This is a genomic window from Paraburkholderia sp., from assembly GCF_035948235.1.
GTDB lineage: Bacteria > Pseudomonadota > Gammaproteobacteria > Burkholderiales > Burkholderiaceae > Paraburkholderia.
Window position 1 is genome coordinate 40,028 of record NZ_DASZJJ010000301.1, and the last position, 15,718, is coordinate 55,745.

Consider the following 15,718-nt stretch of genomic DNA (forward strand, 5'->3'; position numbering starts at 1 on the left):
CCCTTGTTTTCAGCGTTCTTCGCGCAACATGCGGCGCAGATGGAACACGATGTAGACGAGCATGATGGCGAACAGCACCACGGCAATCGAGGCGGAATAGCCTTCGCGGTAGTATTTGATGGCCTGGTCGTACATGTAGTACGCAAGCACCGTGGAGCTATCGAACGGACCGCCGCCACTCATCACGGCAATCAGGTCGAAGCTGCGCAGCGCGCCAATCACAGTCAGCACGATCGCCATGAAGGTCACCGGGCGCAGTTGCGGCAGGATCACGTGCCAGAAGAGCTTGACGCCTTTCGCGCCTTCCATGCGCGCGGCTTCGACGATTTCCGGGTTGATCGATGTGAGGCCCGTGAGATAGAGGACCATGCAGAACGGCGTCTGCGGCCACAGCGCGGCGAAAATGATGCCGAGCGTGACGAGTTTGGGGTCGCCCAGCACCGGCACGCCATGGCCAAGAATCAGGCGCAGCAGGCCGAAGGTGGGATCGTAGAACCACGAGAACACCAGCCCCACCACCACGCCGGAAAGCACGAAAGGCGCGAAAAACAGCGACTTGACGATGCGGATGCCGCGCACCTGCTGGTTCAGATACAGCGCGAACATCAGGCCGACCGGCGGCGCCAGCAGGAACAGCACGAGCCACAGCAGATTGTTCTTGAGCGCTGTGTAGAAGGTGTCGGTCTGGAACAGTTCGACATAGTTCGCGAGACCGACGAAGGTCTTCGTGGTCATGCCGTCCCAGTTATAAAAGCTCAGCGCGATGCTGTTGACGATCGGATAGAGCACGCAGAGCGTGAACAGCGCGCAGCCAGGCAACAAAAACCAGAGCGCCGCGCGGTTCTGCTTGCTGCGTACGGTCGATTTGCGCTGCGTGCGCGCCGCGCCGAGCGGGCGCGCGACTGTATCGGACATGATGAGGCCTCGCCGAATGATTCAGATTATTCGGATTACGAATTACATGAATTGCTTGCTGGTTGTTAGACCCCGGCGCAGTGCGCCGCCGGGGCCTCCAGCAAGAAGACTTACTTGTGGTAGATGCGTTGGCGCGTCGCTTCAAGGCGCACGAGCAGTGCGTCGATCTGCGACGGATCGCTGTAGAACTGCTGCATTGCCTTCATGCCCTCGTCGGCCATTTCCTTCTGCATGTCGCGGTCGTAGAACTGCGCAATGCCGCCGCGCGTATTCGCAAGCGTCTGGAAACCAACCTTCGAAATTGCGTCCTCAGGTTCGGCGGCCTTGTTGTTCGACGGCAGTTGACCCCAGCCGCGCGCGAGATCGGCGTTGATCTGCGGCGTTTCCATGAAGGCCAGCAGGCGGCGCGCGTCGGTCTTGTTCTTCGCTTTCGCGGGAATCAGCAGCACGTTGACGGGACCGTCTTCGGCGGTCGGCACGTTGGCGTCAATCACCGGGAAGCGGAAAAAGCCCACGTCCTGCTTCATCGTCGCCGGGAAGCTGGCCGAGAAGAAGGTGCCCATCAGCATCATCGCGGCCTTGCCGTTCACGAGCAGCGGCGCGACCGAATCGACGTCATAGGACAGCGCGTTTTCCATGAAGTAATGGTCGTCGATCAGCGTTTTCCAGGCCGTAAAGACCTTTTTCACGCGCGGATCGGTATAGGGTATTTCGCCTGCCATCAGTTGCTGGTGGAACGCGTTGCCATTGATGCGCAGGTCGAGATAATCGAACCACGCGGCCAGTGTCCAGCTATCGCGTGCCGCCACGGCGATCGGCTGCACGCCGCTGGCTTTGAGCTTCTTGCAGGCATCGAGGAATTCATCCCAGGTTTTCGGCTCGGCCTTCACGCCTGCTTTCTGGAACAGGTCCTTGCGATAGAAAAAGCCGTAGGCATCGTAGCCCAGCGGCGCGGCGTATTGCTTGCCCTTATACGTGGAGGCTTCTTTCACCGATGCATACTGCTCGTTCCAGCCGTTCTTCGCCCAGTCCGGCGACAGGTCTTCCAGCAGCCCGCGCTGCGCATAGTAGGCCATGCGCTCGCCGTCGTGCCACGACACCACGTCAGGCGGATCGGTCGCCAGCCAACCGCTCATCTGCACCTTGTAGGCCTCCTCGGTCACATAGGAAACCTTAAGATCGACATCCGGATTGGCCTTCTTGAACTTGTCGAAGGCGTCCTGCCACGTCGAGCGCTGGTTGCCACGCGCGGACACGTTGACGGTAAGCGTGCCGGCGTCGGCCGCGCCGCTGGCCAGCGTGGCGGCGACCAGCGCCACGGCGGCCGTGGCGCGGGCGAGTGTGCCGAACGTGCCGAAATTACGGAAGCGGTAAGCGAACATCAGGTGTCTCCTTGGGTTTGCCTTGCCTTGGTGAATGACCCGCTCTAGCGGCGGGGTATTGCTGTGAATTCAAGCCAGCGCAATCGCGGGCAACGCCTGCGCCGCAAGCCGCCGCCGCGCCACGCCCGCCTCGTCGAACAGATGGCAGGCGTCGGCGGGAACGCGCACACGCAGGCGCTCGCCCACGCTCACGGACGTGTCGCCAGGCGCTTTCGCCACGAGCGTGCCGCCCGCGTGATCCGCATGCAGATAGCTGTGTTCGCCCAGGCGCTCCGCAATGACGGTCACGCACGCAATCGACTGGCCGTCGCCATCCAGACGCAGATGCTCGGGCCGCACGCCCAGCGTTACGCGCTGGCCGCGCTGAAGGCCGTGCCCATCGACGCTTGCAAGCAGCGTTTCGCCGCCATCGAGCGTCACGCGCACGCCGCCCTGCTCGACCGCATCGACCTGCGCATCGATGAAATTCATGCGCGGCGAGCCGATAAAACCCGCCACGAAGCGCGACTTCGGATGGTGATACAACTCCAGCGGCGCGCCGCTCTGTGCGACGCTGCCGTGTTTTTCCATTTCTGCGCCAGCGTGCAGCAGCACGATGCGATCGGCCAGCGTCATCGCTTCGACCTGATCGTGCGTGACGTAGACGACGCTGGCGTTCTCGAAACGTTGATGCAGACGCGCGATCTCCACCCGCGTGTGGCTGCGCAATGCGGCATCGAGATTGGACAGCGGCTCGTCGAACAGGAACACGCCGGGTTCGCGCACAATCGCGCGGCCGATCGCCACGCGCTGGCGCTGGCCGCCCGACAGCGCCTTGGGATGACGATCGAGGAAGGCTTCGAGTTGCAGACTGCGCGCGGCGTCGCGCACGCGACGCTCGACTTCGGCCTTGGGCACCTTGGCGATCTTCAGGCCGAACGCCATGTTCTCGAACACGGTCATGTGCGGGAACAGCGCGTAGCTCTGGAACACCATCGCCACACCGCGTTCGGCGGCGGGCACGTCGTTGACCACGCGCCCACCAATGCGCAGTTCGCCGTCGCTGAGTTCTTCGAGACCCGCGATCATGCGCAGGAGCGTGGATTTCCCGCAGCCCGACGGGCCGAGGAACACGCAGAATTCGTGATGGCCGATGTCGAGATCGACGCGCCGGATCACCGGCGGATGGTCGCCGTACTGCTTACCGACGTTCGACAACTGGATCGTCGCCATGGATGTGTCTCCTCCTTTGTTGCCGCGTTGTCTCAGGCGCTTGCGCCGTAATCATCAGATTTAAGCGCTTAAATTCTACGCGATAAATTTAGCCGGGGGGCTTGTGCGACGGTCATTTAACCGCTTAAATTTCTGGGCGGCAAAACCGCATGCAAATCGGTCCCGGCTTGGTGTGGGTGAAAATTATCAAATCCCAGCCACGCTTTGCAACATTTGAATCACGTTCCCTGAATGTGGGAAACGTCACGAAAAACCCACTAAACCCCCGGGTAAACGCCATAAAAAGGCAGGACATGGTCACCTTGTCAGAAGTCGCGCGGCACGCGCGCGTCACCGCCGCCACCGTTTCGAACGTGCTGCGCAACCGCGAAAAGGTCCGCCCGGAGACGGCGGAGCGCGTGCTCCAGGCCATCGCCGAACTGGGCTATCGGCCCAACCTCAACGCACGCGCGCTGGCGCAGGGCCGCTCATCGACGCTCGCGCTGATGCTCTCGAATATCGCGAACCCGTTCTACCCGGAGTTCGTGCTGGCCGCCGAGCGCGCCGCGCGCAAGTCCGGACATTTTCTGATGGTCTGCAACACCGACGACGACGCGCAGATCGGCCGCGCCTACCTCAACCAGATCGCCGGCACCTTCGCGGACGGCGTACTGGTGATGAACACCGACATCGCCATGAACGAGCTGTGCATTTCGGCGATGCATAACGGGCCGATCCTGCTGGCGATGTGGGAGCACCCCGAAAAACCGCCCGCGCTGCCGTGCGTGGCGGTCGACTTCGCGCAGGCGGGGGCGCTCGCGGCGAAGCATCTGCTGGAACTTGGACACCGCAAGATCGGCATGCTGATCGGCGACGGCTGCGGCGGTTTGCAGGACGCGCGCTCCGATGGCTTTCGCGCCGCGCTGGCGGCAGGCGGTGTAGCGCGCGCCACGGCCGAAATGCAGGTGCGCGATTCGATCGACGCGGGTCACGAAGCCTGCATGGCGCTCATGCAGCAACACCCGCAACTCACGGCGATTTTCGCGTCGAACGATCTGCTCGCGATTGGCGCGATCCAGGCTTTGATCGGCATGGGACGCGCGGTGCCCGACGATGTTTCGGTGATCGGCATCACCGATATTGCGCTTGCACACCAGGTGCGCCCCGCTCTCACCACGGTCGCGATTCAGACCGCCGCCGTGGCGGAATTGTCGATCAGCCGTCTGATCGCGCTTATCGGCGCGCCGGTGCAGGAACCGTCGATGGCGATCGGACCACCGCCCGAGCTGATCGTGCGCGATTCCACGGGACCTTGCAAAACGCGCGCGCATCGTTGAGCGCGCAACGATATCAGGTCGCGCGCCAGCGTATCACCAGCGCGAACACCGCCACCACGGCGCAGAAAATCGCCAGCCACGAAAGCAGATTAGCGCTTGCCACAAGGGTCGCCTGCGTTTCCACCATCGTCGCCATGCGCATCATGTCGGGCATGGGCGGCATGCCGCCCAGATCGAACACGGTGATGCGATCCACCAGCCGCGAGCGCGCGATCGCCTCGCCATATTGCAGCCAGAGGCTTGCCGCGCCGGTGCCCGCAGCCGTCGCAATCTGGCGCACGATGTTCTTGAATGCGTAGGCGTGCTGAAAATCGTCCTCGGTGAAGTCGACGAAGGTCATGCCCGCCACCTGCGCCATCACAAACGGCACGGTGAGGCCTTGCAGAAAAAGCGCGGGCAGGATCACGGCCATCGATACATCGGTGAGCGTGCGCAGCGAAAGCATCAGTAACGCCGCCGAAAACATCACATAGCCGAGCGAAATATAGCGGCGTCGCCCGAACACCTTGGGCGCCACCACCGAAAAACACATCATCGCCAGCAGGCTTAGCAGCGATGCCCAGGTGAGCACTTCGCCCGTCACCTGGAAACCAAAGCCGAAGCCGCTTTGCAGCAGCGTCGGAATCAGGTAATTCCAGAGCCCGTTGAGGAAATAGTAGATCGCGTAGAACAGCAGGCCGACGAGATAGCTGCGCCCAAGCAATGCGTGCGGGTCGAGCCACAGATTCGGCTCCCGATGCAGCCGCAGGAAGGCCGCGCCGACCAGCAAGAAACCCACCAGCGGCGTCAGCGCGACCGAAGGCGAGCTGGCGAGCTCGTAAAAACGCAGGTCGCCCAGCCCATGCATGAGCACCATCGCGCCCAGGCCGAACAGAATCACCACCCACCAGTCCATCGGATCGATGTCGATTTCCCACAGGTCGCCCGGCGGCGTCACGCGGCTCGGATAGGTGAGCACCACCAGCACCAGAACCGCTAGCGCGAGCACCACCTGAATCACGAATACCATCTGCCACGCGGCGCTTTCCACCAGCACGGCGGCCAGCCATGGCGTCACCGCCGACAGCCCGAACGAGCCGATATTGAAGCCGATAAAGAGCGGCGCGCGTTCATCGCGCGCCGACACCAACTGGATCAGAATGCGCGCGGCGGCAAACAGCCCACCCGCGCCGAAGCCCTGCACCGCGCGCGCAAACGTCAGTTCAAGCGGCGTATCGCAAAGCGCGCAAAGTAGCGAGCCAATGGCCGCGACGATCAGCCCGCCGATGGTGTAAGAGCGATAGCTCGTGTGCCGCGCGATGCGGCCGAGCATGAGATTGGCCACCGTCGCCATGGCGGCGTACGAGGTCATGCTCCAGAGGAAATCTTCCGGCGACGCATGCACGCCGCCGCGAATGTGTGTGCCCGCGATGCCCATCATCGACGAAGCGACGAAGTCCACGCCCGTCGCGCCGCCCAGCGCAATCGTGAAGAAGAACACACGCAGCGACGAGAAATGCGGCAGCGCGCGCAGTTTCATTGGGGCGCTCCACGCGTGCGCTGCTTGTAAGGCGTTGGTCGGGTGGCGTTGCTGGGCGTCACGCGGGTTCCCCTTCGCCGTCGTGGCGGCGTGCGAATCAGTGTAGCAAAGCACGCGTGATGCTTTGCTCGACGTCTACCGCCTAGAACCGGTCGATCATGCCAAACTGCACGCCACGCACCGACGCGCCCGGATACGACGGCGTGAGACCCGTGACGTTCACGCCCTTGAGCGTGAATTCGCCCTGCCCGCGATTACGCAGCCAGCCTGCGCTGGCGTAGAGCAGCACGCGCTTGCTCAGGTCGTATTCGCAGGCGGCGCTGAACTGGTCGGCGTTATTGTCGCCGCCCGAGCGGTCGCGCAAATAGGTGTAGCCCAGCGAGGCGCGAAAGCGCGCATTGACGGCATAGCGCGCCGAAACCGATACGCCGTCGTTGTGATAGCTCGTGCCGCCGTCGCCGTTAAAGAACGACAGAAAGCCAGTGACCGGACCATACACGTAAGAAACGCCGCCCAGATTGGCGCGCAACGCGCCGTCACCGTGCGTTTGCTGATGTGCGTACGAGATGCGGAACGGGCCGTTGCGATACGCGAAGGTTTCGATACTGCCGGCGATGCCATTGCCGTCGGCATCGGTCGAATCGCGCAGCGAGGCCATCAGCGTAGTCGAAAAGCCGTGAAATTCCGGCGAAAGATACGTGATCGCATTGCTCTCGTAAGGCGTGATCTTGGAGAGATTGTCGAGGCCCGAGGCGATCGTGCCCGCGCCGAACGCGTCCAGCCCGCCTTTGAACGGAATATAGATGGGCGAATACTGGCGGCCCACCCGCAGCGTGCCGTACGGCGTACCCAGACCGATCCAGGCCTGGCGGTTGAAGATGGTGTTGCTCACGGCCAGCGTGCCGTTGCCGGAACTGAAGCCATTCTCCAGATCGAACAGGATTTTCAGGCCGCTGCCGATATCTTCGGCGCCGCGCAGACCCAGGCGCGAACCGCGATACGCGCCCGAGTCCATGCGCGCGACGTAGCCCGAACCGGGATTGGTGATTTCGATACTCGTGTCGATCGCGCCGTAGAGCGTGACCGAGCTTTGCGCGTGGGCGCCGATGGCATGGGCCGCCAGCGCGCTCAGTGCCACGCGCCGGACGTACCTGACGCGCCGGATGCTTGACACACGACGGGCGTTGCAAAGTTGGCTCATGTCGGGAACAGGATAAAGCAGAAAAAAACAGGCAAAAAAAACGGCATGCCAGGCATGCCGCTTCCGGTATTTCACCGTGTATTGCGAGGCTCAAAACGCCCTCGCAATACACGGTCGGTACATCAACGCGCCTTAGTTCGGCAGCGCGTAAGCGATCACATAATCGCCCAGCTTCGTGCCGAAGGAGCCGTGGCCGCCTGCTGCGATCACGACGTACTGCTTGCCGTTGATCGAGTAGCTCATCGGCGTGGCCTGGCCGCCTGCGGGCAGACGGGCTTCCCAGAGCTGCTTGCCGTTGTTCACGTCGAACGCGCGGATGAAGTTATCCGCCGTAGCGCCGATGAACGCCACGCCGCCAGCCGTGACCATCGGGCCGCCCAGCATCGGCATACCCATCTTGAACGGCAGCGGGATCGGCGAGCTGTCACGCACGGTGCCGATACGCTTCTTCCAGACGATTTCGTTGGTCTTCAGGTCGATACCGGCGATATAGCCCCATGCCGGCTGCTTGCACGGCAGACCGAACGGCGAGAGGAACGGGTTGAGCGTGACGCCGTACGGCACACCGTACTGCGGCTGGATGCCCGATTCCGTGCCGCTGCCCTTGGCATTCGGTTCCGGTTCCATCGGATTGCCCGGACCGCGCGGGATCAGACGCGAGACGAACGGCAGCGCGATCGGGTTGGCGATGGCGATCTGACGATCGGTGTCGAGCGCAATGCCGCCCCACTCGAACATGCCCAGGTTGCCCGGGAACACCAGCGTGCCTTGCAGCGACGGCGGCGTGAAGGTGCCTTCATAGCGCAGCTTGTGGAACATCACGCGGCAGACCAGCTGGTCGTACATCGTCGCGCCCCACATGTCCTTGTCCGTGAGCAGATTCTTCGGACGGAACGTGAGTTCGGAGAACGGCTGCGTCGGCGAGGTGCGGTCGCCAGGCGCCGCGCCTTGCGGCACCGGCATTTCGGGCGCGGGCACGACGGTTTCGCCAGTGCGGCGGTCGAGCACGAACAGGTTGCCGGTCTTGGCCGGGCCGTACACGACCGGCACGGTCTTGCCGTCCTTGGTCGTGATGTCGGCAAGCGTCGGCTGCGACGGCATGTCCATGTCCCACAGGTCATGGTGAGCGGTCTGGTAGAACCAGGCCAGCTTGCCCGTCGATGCATGCAGCGCCAGCAGGCCGCTTGCGTAGCGTTCCATCTCCGGCGTACGGTCGCCGCCCCAGATGTCCGGGGTGCGCACGCCCATCGGCAGATAGACGATGTCGAGCTTCGCATCGTAGGCAGCGGGCGCCCACGAGTTCGGCGAGTTCCAGGTGTAGTGCTCGCCCGGGCCCGGGATGTGGTTCGGGTCCTTCGCGCCCGGATCGAACGCCCACAGGAGTTCGCCCGTACGCACGTCGAAGCCGCGGATCACGCCCGACGGTTCGCGGTTCGAGAAGTTATCTTCCACCGCGCCCGCGACGATGATCACCTTGCTGGTGATGATCGGCGGCGAAGTCGGCTCGTACATGCCTGCGGTCGTGACCGGCATCGCGTGCTGCAGATCGAGATCGCCGTTGTTGGCGAAGCCCGAGCAGCGCTCGCCCGTCAGCGCGTCGAGCGCGTACAGGTGGCCGTCGTTGACCGGCAGATAGATACGGCGCGAGCAGGCGCCCGTCACCGCGGCGGCAGCCGTGGTGGAAGCGTCGCTAGCCGGAGCCGCAGCAGCCGTGGCAGCCGGTGCGGTCGCGTCCGATGCAGCAGCCGTGGTGGCCGAAGCAGCAGCGTCCGAAGCAGCGGCAGCGGCGTCGCTGGCGGGAGCCGCAGCGGCATCAGCCGGGGCTGCGGCGTTCGCCGTCAGGTCGACGTACGACACGCCACGGCAGGTCACGTGCTGGAACGACGGATCGGTCTTGAGCTTCGGATCGAAGGTCCACTTGAGCGTGCCGCTCTGCGCGTCGAGCGCGAAAAGCTTCTGGTGCGGCGAGCACAGGTAGAGCAGATTGCCGATCTTGATCGGCGTGACTTCGTTGGTGATTTCGACCGGATCGTTCGGGCCTTTCATGTCGCCCGTGCGGAACGTCCAGGCCACCTGCAGGTTCTTGACGTTATCCGGCGTGATCTGCTGCAGCGGCGCGTAGCGCGTGCCTTCCTGGGTGCGGCCGTATGCGGGCCAGTCGGCGGAATCGATGCCGTTGGCGTTGGCGGCGAGCGAACCCGTCGACGACGCCATCGTGCCGTTGACCGTCTGCGGATCGTTGAAGCAGGCGTACACGAGCACGCCGGCCCAGATCACGAGCGCGCCAACGAGCGACTGCACGCCGAGCTTGCGCGGCGCTTCGAGACGCCAGCTCACGAGCAGCAGCAGCCACACGCCGAACACGACGAGCACGCCCGAGCGCGGTGCGAGCGCCCAAAAGTCGGGACCCGACTCCCACAACGACCAGATAGCGGTGCCCACGAGCACGAGCGCGTAGAGCACGAGCGCGGTGGGACTGCGGCGGTACAGCAGCCACGTGACGGCCAGCAGCACCACGCCGGTCACGACGTAGTACGCGGAGCCTCCGAGCGACAGCAGGTACGCCCCGCCTATCAGCAGAAACAGCGATGTGAGCGCGATGAATAGTAGTGTGATGACGCCGATGAACCCCGGCGACGATGTTGATTCTCTGGATCTGGACATGATGATCTCAACCTTCTTTTGAGGACGCCGCTTACATCGCCTGTCACACGATGCCTGCGGCGAGGCGCGCCAGCGCGAACGCCGGCGAGTCGTCCAGCCGCTGCGCTACGCCCGCAGTGGCCGGCTATGCGGAAAACGCTCCGCGAAAAGCCTGTTGCTTTAAATGCTTTAGAAGTTGTGCATCATCCCGACGTACGCGCCCGTCTGCCCCTGGCCCACATTCGGGCTGGTGGGCGAGCTGGAATCTCGCGAGGTCGCGAATACCGAGAAGTTGCCGTTCTTGCTGTTGTCCACGTAAGCGACCGTGCCGTACAGGAAGGTGCGCTTGCTCAGGTTATAGGTGGTGCCCAGCGCGTACAGCATGGCGTGGCTGCCCGGATCGTGCGATGCGTCGCCGCTGCCTTCGCCCACGTGAATGTAGAAGGCTGCCGTGGTCACGGCCCACTTGGGTGTGGCCTGATAGGTCGCGCCAAGCCAGTAGTGATCGGCACTGTCGGCCACGCCCACCGGCGAATCGGGCGCCGCGTAGTGCGTGTAGGCCGCCTGGATCTTCCACTTGTCCAGACGCAGGTTGCCGCCCGCGAAGTATTCGCGCGACGACGAGAAGATGTTGGAGAAGCGGCCGTTCGAATCGCGCAGCTCGTCATAGATGCCGCGCAGGTCGAACAGCGTCGAGTGGTAGGTCAGCATGATGCCGTCCGAGCGGCCAAAGTCGCCATCGGCGCCATTGTTGAAGCCGCTCGTCTGGTTGCCGAAGGCGTACTGGCCTTGCACGTCCAGACCGTGCCACACGGGGCTGTGGTATTCGACGTTATTGCTGGTCTGCTGCCAGTTGCGCCCGCGCACGAGCGACGCCGACGACACGGCCTGCTGCACGAACGGGTCGAATTCCCACACGCCGTCGCTGTCGATAAAGAGATTGCGGCCGGCCTGGATTTGCCCCCACGTATCGTTTTTCAGGCCGACATAGGCGCGGCGCGAGAACAGCTTGCCGCCGCCCGAGGTGCCGTTCATGATCTGCAGCGCGGTTTCCAGGTCGAACAGCGCGCTGGTGCCGCCGCCCAGATCCTCGGTGCCCTTCATGCCCAGCATGCTGGTGCCCCAGTCGCCGCCTTCGGCGCTCCAGCGGCTCGACTGGCCGCCGCTGCCGTTGGCAATGTGATTCAGATATTCGACACCGCCGTCTACGCGGCCGTAAAGTGTCACGCTCGATTGCGCCGACGCAGCCGTGCTGGCTGCGAGCAGGACCATGGCGCCCAGTTGATTTTTCACGTCAGCTCCCAGGTGGATTCTTCTTTCGTTGTCCGTGCCGGTCGGGCCGCCTGAGGCCACTTGCGTGGCTTCGCTGCGCTTAAGCGCCTTGCAGTCCGTCAGCCTGGTTCGGTTGTCCCAAAAAAGGCCGTGCCGAAAGCAATGTCACGGGGCGACTGAACCCGCTCCGCTGGGGATGCTCCGCGCTGTGCCCGGCGGCAACGCATTTATTCGATGCGTACCGCCAGAAGCACATGACGCCTGAAAAATATAGCGCGTCATCTGGAATGGTGCTTTCTGGCTGGTCGCAGCGGGGCCGGACTATAGCAGTCCGGAGCGACTTCTGCATCCACCTTTACGCAATTGGGCAAAACCCGCACGGGGTTTTGCCCAATTCCACGCGAGCCGCAGAATCAAGACGTTCGGTCGGGTTGAATGAGTAGCATGTTCCGTACCTTACTTTTTCTTTTCAACGCATTCAGAGCCGAGTGACGCACGCGCCTGCCAGCGCTGCGCCTCGTCGAGAAAAGCGCTTACCTGAGCAGGTATCGTGGCTGCGTGGCGCACGGTGCACCAGACGCGCAGCGCGGGTGGATCGGGGAAAAATGGCAACTCCACCAGGTCGCGCCGTGTTTCGATGACGGGGCGTGCGACCAGCATCACCGCGTCCATCTTCAGTGCGAGCGCGATGCCCGGCACCGAGGCCGCGCACATCAAGGTGCTTGCGGGCGCAACCAACCCTGCCCGCTCGAATACTCGCTCGACAAAGCGCTGTTGCGCGCCGCTCGGGTCGGTGTAGATCCAGCGCGCCTCGCTTAGTGCGTCGAGCGATGTCGCCTGCGCATAGCGGCCGTTGCTTGAAGTGACGAGCGCGAAGGTCGTCTCGAACACGAGGCGCGAGCGGCCGTCCTGCAGGTTAGCGGCCAGCGTTTCGGAGAACGACGGCACGGCATGCAGCGCGACGTCGAGCGTGCCGTCGTCCAGACGATGCAGCATCTGCTCGCGCTGATATTCGTAGAGTTCGACCTGCACCGAGGGATGGCGCGCCATGTAGTCCGCGACCAGATCCGGCGCGATCAATACCGACACCGCTGGCGTCAGACCGATACGCAGATGACCGCCATGCTGGCCGCGCAGCGCGCCGAGTTCCTCGTGCGCGCGTGTCATTTCGGCGACCACGGCCTGGGCGCGCGGCAGGAAGGCGCGCCCCGCTGCGCCAAGCGACATGCCGTGCGGCGTGCGCTCGAAAAGCTGCACTTCGAATTCGCTTTCGAGTTCGCGAATCGATTTGGAGATGGCGGCCGTTGTGCGGTTCAGGCTCGCAGCGGCGCGGGTCAGACTGCCGCCTGCTGCGAGCGCAAGAAACGCATGGAGTTGGTGCTGCTTCATGTGGGCAGGATGGATGGCCAGGATCGGCGGATATTAACGCGCCGTTGCCACAGCAGGCCACGCACGCTCGCGCGGATCAGCGGATCAGCGGATCAGCGGATCAGCGCGGGCGCTGCGTTTGCGTCCAGCGGCCAGAGCGGGCGGCGCACGTTTCTCCAGCCGACTTTCGTATAGTTGCGTTGCAACGGACCGCCCCCATCGACGTACAGCACGCGGCTCGCAATCGGCCCAAAGTGCGCGTGAAAGTGATTGACGGACTTCACGAACACCATGCGCTTCGTGCGCGGATCGATGCCCACCTGCTCGAAGGCTTCGAGGCTGAACGCCTGGACACGCTGCGTCGTGAGCACGATCTCCACGCCGTCGATGCGGATCGCGGCGGCGTCGCCGCATTCCACCCGGCTCGGGCCGAAGCGCTGCCACGCGCCGCGCTTGAGGGCGATGACCTCGGCGATGCCGTCCACGGGCGTCCCCGAAGTCGACGCGACCTTGCCGCCGATACGCAACGGCAACACCGCACCGAGCCCGGCGTCGAAGCACAGTTGCACTGCGCCCGGGTCCCAGAACGGGCCGGTCGCGACGTTTTTCACGCCGCGCGCGATGAGGCGCGCGAGCACATCGGTGTTGTCGGACGGCGCGCCGCCGCCGGAATTGTCGGTGGGGTCGGCAATCACCACGGGGCCGGGCTTCGTGGCATCCAGCGGCGCGAGTCCTGCGTCGATGGCCGCGTCGATCGACAGCAGCGGCGAAGCCGTCTGCCCGCGCATGGCTACCAGCGCCTCGCCCAGTTCGCGCGCCACGGCCTCGCCGCGCGCCTTGTCGTGCGCGTAGACCAGCACGCGCGTGCTCAGGTCGGCGGTGTCGCCATAGATGAAACCGTGCACGATCGAGATCGACACGATGCCCGCCTGCGGGTCCGCCTCGATCGCCTTCGCGCGATCGACCAGCGCGCGCATGGCCGCGCCCGTGGTCGGATACGAGTCGATCTGGCGGCAGTCGAACAGCGACGCGCGCGGGCGCGGCATGCCCTCCACCATTGCCTTGACGAGGTCGATCACACGCTCGGCCTGCTCGACGGTGTCGGTGTGCGGGTACTCCTTGTAGAGCACGATCACGTCGCTATGGTCCAGGCGCGTGTCGTTGACGATACAGTGCGGGTCGAACTCCACGCCGATCACGCAATCTTTGCCCACCAGTGCGCGCACGCGGGCGATCAGGTCGCCTTCGGGATCGGGATAGCCATGGGCGATCATGCCGCCGTGCAGGCCGAGCATCACCGCATCGACGGGCAACGCCGCGCGTAGTTCTTCGAGGATGCGATCGCGCAGGGTTTCGTAGGCTTCGCGGCTTGTGATGCCTGCGGGCGTGGCGCGAAAACAACTGCCTTCGATCAGCCGGAATTCGCCTCGCGCGGCGCGGCGTTTGGCGGCCCAGAGCAATTCCGCGCCGGCGGGAGGTGTTTCGCCCTCGGGGCATGTGCCTGGCGGCAGGTGGCCGCGCATGAACATCTCGAGGCTCGTGGGCAGGTTGACGAAGGCGTTGGTCTCGGTGAGCAGACCGGCGACAAAGCATTTCATGGCAGCACTCGGAAGCAAAAAAATCGGATGGATTGACGGTTCTAGCGCAGCGGGAAACGACAGCCCAGCGCGGCCACGCTTGCGATCAGCGCGCCGCTCGTGAGGAACGCGAAGGCGGCGGTCCAGCCCGCGTGACCGATCAGCGCGCCCACCACGACCGGCGAAATCGCGCCCGCCAGTTGCCCGGCGAAGTTGATCAGTCCTGTGGTGCGGCCGGCCACGCCAGCCGGAAAGTGCTTGAGCGGAATCGCGAACACGCCCGCATAGACGACGTCGAAGGCGAGCATGCACAGCGTCCAGCAGGCGATCAAAGCGGCCATCGATCCGACGAAAAGCATTGCCGCCGCGAACACCGCGCTCGCCAGCGCGCCGCCCGTGAGCAGGTATTTCAGGCGAGCAGCGCGCAGACGGTCGATGGCGAAGCCCGCGACATTGGTGCCGACAAAACTGGCCAACAGCGGAATCGCCGAGACAAAACCGATATGCAGCAGGTCGATGCCGCGCGTGCGCATGAGCCAGATGGGCAGCCACGCCTGCAAGCCGAGCGCGAGTACGCAGCAGCCGAACCAGCTTAGCGATACGCGCCAGACCAGCGGATCGCGTGCGATGTCGCGCCAGCGCGGCTGGGCTTTCACGGCGGTATCGGCTTGATCGGCATGTTCGATACGTTCGCGGCGCGGCACGACGAGCAGTGCTAACGCCACCACCGCGCCCAGTGCGCCGAGCAAGACGAAAGTCTGACGCCAGCCAAACTGCGCAAGCGTCCAGCCGACCGTGGCCGCGCCCGCCGCGCTGCCAAGGAAAACGGTGCTGCACAACAGCGCCTGCACGCGCGCCCGGACATGCGGCGGGAAGGTCTGCACGATGGCCGTGGAGCTGGCGGGCGCGAAACTCCCCTCGCCGATGCCGAACAGCAGCCGGAACGCCAGCAGCGAAGCGAGCGACCAGGCCGCGCCCGTGAGCGCCGTGAACAGCGACCAGAGCGCAAGGCAGCCCACCAGCACACGGCTCGCGCCGAAGCGGTCGGCCAGCGCTCCGCCGCCCAGTTGCATGAGCGCGTACGTGGCATAGAACGCGCCCAGCACGTAACCCTTGGCCGCATCGCTCAGGCGCAGTTCGTGAGAGATCGGAATGATGGCCGTGCCGATCACAATGCGATCCGTATAGGCGACAGCCCAGGCCGCGAACAACGCGACGAGCACAATCGCCTGACGCGCCCGGCTGGCGGATTGGGGTGTGGCCTGAGATGGGGCGGGCGCGGCTACGGCGGCGGTCATAAGCGTCTCGTTCGG

11 protein-coding genes are annotated in these 15,718 nt (G+C 64.3%); 1 reads left to right on the forward strand and 10 read right to left on the reverse strand.

The features are described from left to right. Positions 1-9: 9 nt before the first annotated feature. The 3 genes from VG320_RS26925 to VG320_RS26935 all read right to left on the reverse strand — a co-directional run bounded on the left by VG320_RS26925 (position 10) and on the right by VG320_RS26935 (position 3,509). A complete protein-coding gene (locus VG320_RS26925) occupies positions 10-915 on the reverse strand; it encodes a sugar ABC transporter permease (RefSeq protein WP_327203117.1) in 906 nt (301 codons plus the stop codon). Between the two features lie 110 nt (positions 916-1,025). Continuing rightward, positions 1,026-2,297 carry an ABC transporter substrate-binding protein gene (locus tag VG320_RS26930; RefSeq protein ID WP_327203118.1) on the reverse strand — a complete coding sequence of 424 codons (1,272 nt, stop codon included), beginning with the start codon at positions 2,295-2,297 and terminating at the stop codon, positions 1,026-1,028. Positions 2,298-2,366: 69 nt separating this feature from the next. Continuing rightward, entirely contained in the window at positions 2,367-3,509 is a 1,143-nt protein-coding gene (locus VG320_RS26935) for a sn-glycerol-3-phosphate ABC transporter ATP-binding protein UgpC (RefSeq protein WP_327203119.1), read from the reverse strand. A 293-nt stretch (positions 3,510-3,802) separates the two neighbouring features. Here VG320_RS26935 and VG320_RS26940 point away from each other — a divergent pair, with 293 nt between their 5' ends. Continuing rightward, positions 3,803-4,825 carry a LacI family DNA-binding transcriptional regulator gene (locus VG320_RS26940; protein ID WP_327203120.1) on the forward strand — a complete coding sequence of 341 codons (1,023 nt, stop codon included), beginning with the start codon at positions 3,803-3,805 and terminating at the stop codon, positions 4,823-4,825. Between the two features lie 13 nt (positions 4,826-4,838). On the opposite strand, the gene VG320_RS26945 is transcribed toward VG320_RS26940, so the two are convergent. From VG320_RS26945 to VG320_RS26975, 7 genes are all read right to left on the reverse strand, one after another. After that, positions 4,839-6,344 (reverse strand): MFS transporter, encoded by a 1,506-nt coding sequence (locus VG320_RS26945; RefSeq protein ID WP_327203121.1) that lies wholly within the window; start codon positions 6,342-6,344, stop codon positions 4,839-4,841. Positions 6,345-6,486: 142 nt separating this feature from the next. Beyond that, positions 6,487-7,545 (reverse strand): porin, encoded by a 1,059-nt coding sequence (locus VG320_RS26950; RefSeq protein ID WP_414696128.1) that lies wholly within the window; start codon positions 7,543-7,545, stop codon positions 6,487-6,489. A 132-nt stretch (positions 7,546-7,677) separates the two neighbouring features. Then, entirely contained in the window at positions 7,678-10,209 is a 2,532-nt protein-coding gene (locus tag VG320_RS26955) for a glucose/quinate/shikimate family membrane-bound PQQ-dependent dehydrogenase (protein ID WP_327203123.1), read from the reverse strand. Between the two features lie 168 nt (positions 10,210-10,377). After that, positions 10,378-11,460, reverse strand: a complete 1,083-nt coding sequence (locus VG320_RS26960; RefSeq protein ID WP_327203142.1) for a porin — start codon at positions 11,458-11,460, stop codon at positions 10,378-10,380. A gap of 456 nt (positions 11,461-11,916) precedes the next feature. After that, entirely contained in the window at positions 11,917-12,849 is a 933-nt protein-coding gene (locus VG320_RS26965; protein WP_327203124.1) for a LysR family transcriptional regulator, read from the reverse strand. Between the two features lie 92 nt (positions 12,850-12,941). Beyond that, a complete protein-coding gene (locus tag VG320_RS26970) occupies positions 12,942-14,426 on the reverse strand; it encodes a M81 family metallopeptidase (protein WP_327203125.1) in 1,485 nt (494 codons plus the stop codon). 41 nt (positions 14,427-14,467) lie between these two features. Then, entirely contained in the window at positions 14,468-15,703 is a 1,236-nt protein-coding gene (locus tag VG320_RS26975) for an MFS transporter (RefSeq protein ID WP_327203126.1), read from the reverse strand. Positions 15,704-15,718: the final 15 nt, after the last annotated feature.